This window comes from Mangrovimonas sp. sgz306409, from assembly GCF_059735265.1.
The window spans coordinates 1-4,476 of record NZ_JCAPEU010000026.1 but is presented as its reverse complement, the minus strand read 5'-3'; the positions used below and the strand labels follow the sequence as shown (position 1 = coordinate 4,476).

Genomic DNA, 4,476 nt, shown 5'->3' with positions numbered 1-4,476 from the left:
AACGAAACTATACACAAACCGTTGGCAATAATTTGAAAAAACCATTCTACATACAATTCTTTTTGATTTTATTCTTAGCTTTTTCATGCGGACAAAATTCAGCTGAAAAAAATCTGAACGGAAAATGGTATGAAATCACAAATGAAGGAATAACAAGATTATATTTCAAACCAGATAGTCTTATAATAACCGATTTAGATAACCAAATTGTGGAATGGTCTGCGGACAATTCAAATATAGAATTTGATTATAATCTAATGCTCCTAGACTCTATGGGAAGAAACATCAAAAAGACGACCCTGGAATACAATTTGTCTGCTACAAATGATACTTTATATACAAAAATTACAGCCTCTCAAAAAAAAATACAATTCAATCTGATTAGAGCTAATAGCTATATAGATTATTTGAACAAAAGAAGCGGAATTCAATTTGAACTACCAAAAGATGACAAGAGCGAGTATATTAAATTAGATAGTGAGTACGCTCTAAAAATATTTATGGGATTTTCAGAAAATAAAATGATTGGTAAAACGGAATTGTCTAGCAGCTTAAACAATCTTGAATCGGATATAAAAAAGATAAAAGATAAACTAATAACTGGCAGGCCTGAAAATGACTTACTTACAGATTTAAAATTTCATTTGAGAGTTTTTGCAGACAAGAAAATCCCAGATTCAGTAATTACTAAAAGTTTAACAACCTCTATTAAAAGTGATATTTTTAGAATCTATGATTTGCCCAAACCACCAAATGACACAGTGCCAATAAAAATTTATAGAATATACCAGAGTGAGGAAAAAGAAAGGCTTGACAATTTAAAAGGTAAAAAAATAAAAACTATTGCCAACACAGTGTATAATTAATTGCTTCTGATTTTCCTCGCGGAAAATCCTCGCAATTTTGCTAACTTAGTTTTTTAACCCGAAAATCCTAGCGGATTTTCACGCAACAAACTATACACAAACCGTTGGCAAACATTTGATGAAACGTATATTTAAAATAATCGGAGCCCTTTTAATAGTATATTTCTTTTTGGCTTATGCCTTTCCAAAATTCATTGCAGTGCCATTTGCTGCTTGGAATTCTCAACAAGCATGGAAAGAATATGAAAATAATCTAACCGCAACACGAGGTTCAACTGAAGAATTCCAAAAAATAATAGATAAAAATCTAAACGGAGAATCTGAATTAAATCCAAAAATAGCATTAGAATCAATAATTGAGCTTTATAACAATACGAAAAATGAAGTTGTGGAATCCAATGAAAAGCCAATTGACATTTATGTCGTTTATGCGACTGACTATTGGGATGAAAATATAGAAACGTTTGAAATTGCTTTTGCTCATCAAAAAGTTGACAAAAAAAATGCAAACCTCTATGAATACCGAATTGACATGGTATATGACTCATCCGATTTTAAAGAAATTCAAGAATTCAATGTTGGATTTGATTCAACTTTAGGCATTGATGAATTTAAAAAGGCTGTTACAAAATCTATTGGTTTTCAAAAAGCACTTAATATAAAACCAAAAAAAATTGAAATAGTTAAAGAACAGATTTAAAAAACGATTTGCCAACACCGTGTATAATTCATTGCTTCCGATTTTCCTTTCGGAAAATCCTCGCAACTTTGCTATCTTAGTTTCTTAAACCTGAAAATCCTGCGGATTTTCACGCAACGAAACTATACACAAACCGTTGTGCATAATGTCCCAAAACCGTAATCTGAATTAAAAATTTGAAGAAAAAAGAAATATTTTGGTTAATCGGAACAATCTTATTTGTGATTATTCTCTTTTTTGGTCCTTCTGGATTTAGAAACTTTGACCTGACAGGAGAGACAGATATAAATGTGCACGATACTTATTACGTGATTCCAGCAATTCACTTATTTACTCTAATTACTACGCTAATTTTCTTTGGTATTTATCTAATCCGAATGTTACGACGGAATTTTAAAAACTTGACCGCAAATCTGATTTTTATGATTTCGGACATAACTATGATTTTGATTTTCACATTTCTGATTTCATTAGTAAATTCTATCCGAGAAATTCCTGGCTCGACCGAATATCCACCTTTGAGTGGCGGAATTGTGGAAAACCCTGGAAATGTATGGAATAATGCTTATTATGTATTATTAATCATCCAACTGATTTTAATAATCTTGCTGACAATAAGCGGAATAAAAACTGGATTGAATTACAAACCAACTAAATAAAAAAACACTATGCACAACACAGTGTATAATTCATTGCTTCTGATTTTCCTCACGGAAAATCCTCGCAACTTTATTATCTTAGTTTCTTAACCCGAAAATCCTGCGGATTTTCACGCAACGAAACTATACACAAACCGTTGGCATTAATATGTAAAATGAAATATTTATTGAATTTCAAATCTCCATTACATTTGATAATTTCAATTACATTATTAATAAGTTGTAATTCCCAAAAAAAAGAAAAACTAAAAACTAACATAATATATAATGAATCAGGAACTCTGATTTCATTTCATATTGAAGACCATAGAAATTTCCTGTATTTGGATAAGAAAAATTCTGCTAAAATTTTGTTCTTTGAAGCTACAAACTTAAGTATTCAAGGTGCAGGAATTAATCTGATAAGAACAAATAACAATGAATTTCACTTGGAAATAACTCCAAAAAAGGAAAATCTTAATAATGAAAGTAGATTACCAATCAAAATAAAATTTGAAAAAGATGGAAAGTCAGAAACAGTTGATTTTTCGATTAAAGTAAAATAAAACTAATGCCAACACCGTGTATAATTCATTGCTTCTGATTTTCCTCACGGAAAATCCTCGCAATTTTGCTAACTTAGTTTCTTAACCCGAAAATCCTGCGGATTTTCACGCAACGTAACTATACACAAACCGTTGTGTGTCATTAAAAAAAATAACTCTGAATTGAAAAAACTACTGATAATAATACTTTCTACAACTTTAGTTTCTTGCGGAGTTAAAAAAAACAATTCAGAATTTGACAAAATGACTTTTGACAAAGAATTGAGTAGTAATCTATTCAATTCAACTGAATCCATACTTAATCCTTTGACTTTGAAAATAGAATCTGGATATGACAATCTACCTGACTCAACCCAATATTCAATAAAATCTAATGCAATTGTAAATAACGACAGTTTGCGATTAATGAGGTTTGCGGAATTAAAACGAATTGACTCTGACACTCTAGAATTACAAATATTTGAGACTAATCCAGCTTACAGCCAAAATTTAACAATAAAAATAATAGACAATCAATTCAAATCAGATTTTAAGTATTGGATGTCAGGACCACCAATCGACCCAAAAATCAAAAAGATTAAACAGGAACTAATCGTAAAATCAATTCCAAAACAAAAAGGAGAAATGATTTTTGGTAAGTTCTATTTCAAAGGAATTTGCGAATCAGATTGTAGCGGAGAAATTGAAATAAAAGGAGATTTTAAAGCAATGTTGGAATAAAAAAACGCCACACAACACAGTGTATAATTCATTGCTTCTGATTTTCCTCGCGGAAAATCCTCGCAACTTTACTATCTTAGTTTCTTAACACGAAAATCCTGCGGATTTTCACGCAACGAAACTATACACAAACCGTTGGCAAACATTCAAAAAACTGAAATAGAATGAAATACCCATTACTGATTTTATCAATTGCACTTACATTTTTAACGAGTGCACTAAACGCTCAAGTTGCTTCTGACTTCTTAACAGACTACATTAATACATTTTATGAATTGCATAATAGTTCTATCGAATTTGACAAGCAGCTACTTTATATTAAAGATGTTGAAAGTGCTAAGAAATCAATAGATGACTATAGTTTACAGATTGAAAAATCTATTGGTATTTTCAGTAAATACAAGAAAACTAAAGACGAGAATATTAATGAAGTGGCTACTGATTTAAGCAAGTTACTTTCTGATATGTCAAGTAATAATTATCAATTGCTAGGTAAACTAATCAAAGAGGATTATCCAAATGAAAACTTGAAAAAGGACTGCTTAAACTTAGTTAATAAAAATTCATTTGCCTCAAATTTTTTTAGGGACATTTCACTTGGAGTTTGTATGAGTATGGCAAAAGAAAAACCAATTGGAGCAAATGAAAATGAACAGTTTTTAAAACTGACCAAAAAACAGAGAAATTCGATAAATAATTTGCTAATAACAAAATTCGGAGAAACTATAAAGGAAGGTAAAGAAGTGAAAAGTAAAACTCCATTTGAATATTCGTGTCGTTTGATATACGAATTCATAAATATGAAATGGGAATTTGAAAAAAAATAACGATTTGCCAACAATGGCTATAATCCATTGCTTACTAAATACATAACGAAAAAACAGTATATTTAACTTGGCTCGATTCCTACTACGAAAATCCTACGGATTTTCCTCGCAACGGAATCATAGCCCAACCGTTGGCGGTAATTCGAATGAACAAAACTG

Annotated in this window: 6 protein-coding genes; all 6 read left to right on the top strand. The window is 30.5% G+C overall.

All coding sequences use genetic code 11. The features are described 5' to 3' along the window. Positions 1-866, top strand: an 866-nt coding sequence (locus AC6I5C_RS17705) for a hypothetical protein (RefSeq protein ID WP_497906334.1), incomplete at its 5' end; no start/stop codon positions are given. A gap of 118 nt (positions 867-984) precedes the next feature. Further along, entirely contained in the window at positions 985-1,566 is a 582-nt protein-coding gene (locus AC6I5C_RS17700; protein WP_497906333.1) for a hypothetical protein, read from the top strand. 176 nt (positions 1,567-1,742) lie between these two features. Then, positions 1,743-2,225 carry a hypothetical protein gene (locus tag AC6I5C_RS17695; RefSeq protein ID WP_497906332.1) on the top strand — a complete coding sequence of 161 codons (483 nt, stop codon included), beginning with the start codon at positions 1,743-1,745 and terminating at the stop codon, positions 2,223-2,225. 155 nt (positions 2,226-2,380) lie between these two features. After that, on the top strand, positions 2,381-2,770 hold the full coding sequence (locus tag AC6I5C_RS17690; protein WP_497906331.1) for a hypothetical protein: 390 nt from the start codon (positions 2,381-2,383) through the stop codon (positions 2,768-2,770). 162 nt (positions 2,771-2,932) lie between these two features. Further along, entirely contained in the window at positions 2,933-3,490 is a 558-nt protein-coding gene (locus tag AC6I5C_RS17685) for a hypothetical protein (protein WP_497906330.1), read from the top strand. A 164-nt stretch (positions 3,491-3,654) separates the two neighbouring features. Further along, on the top strand, positions 3,655-4,317 hold the full coding sequence (locus tag AC6I5C_RS17680; RefSeq protein WP_497906329.1) for a hypothetical protein: 663 nt from the start codon (positions 3,655-3,657) through the stop codon (positions 4,315-4,317). Positions 4,318-4,476 lie beyond the last annotated feature (159 nt).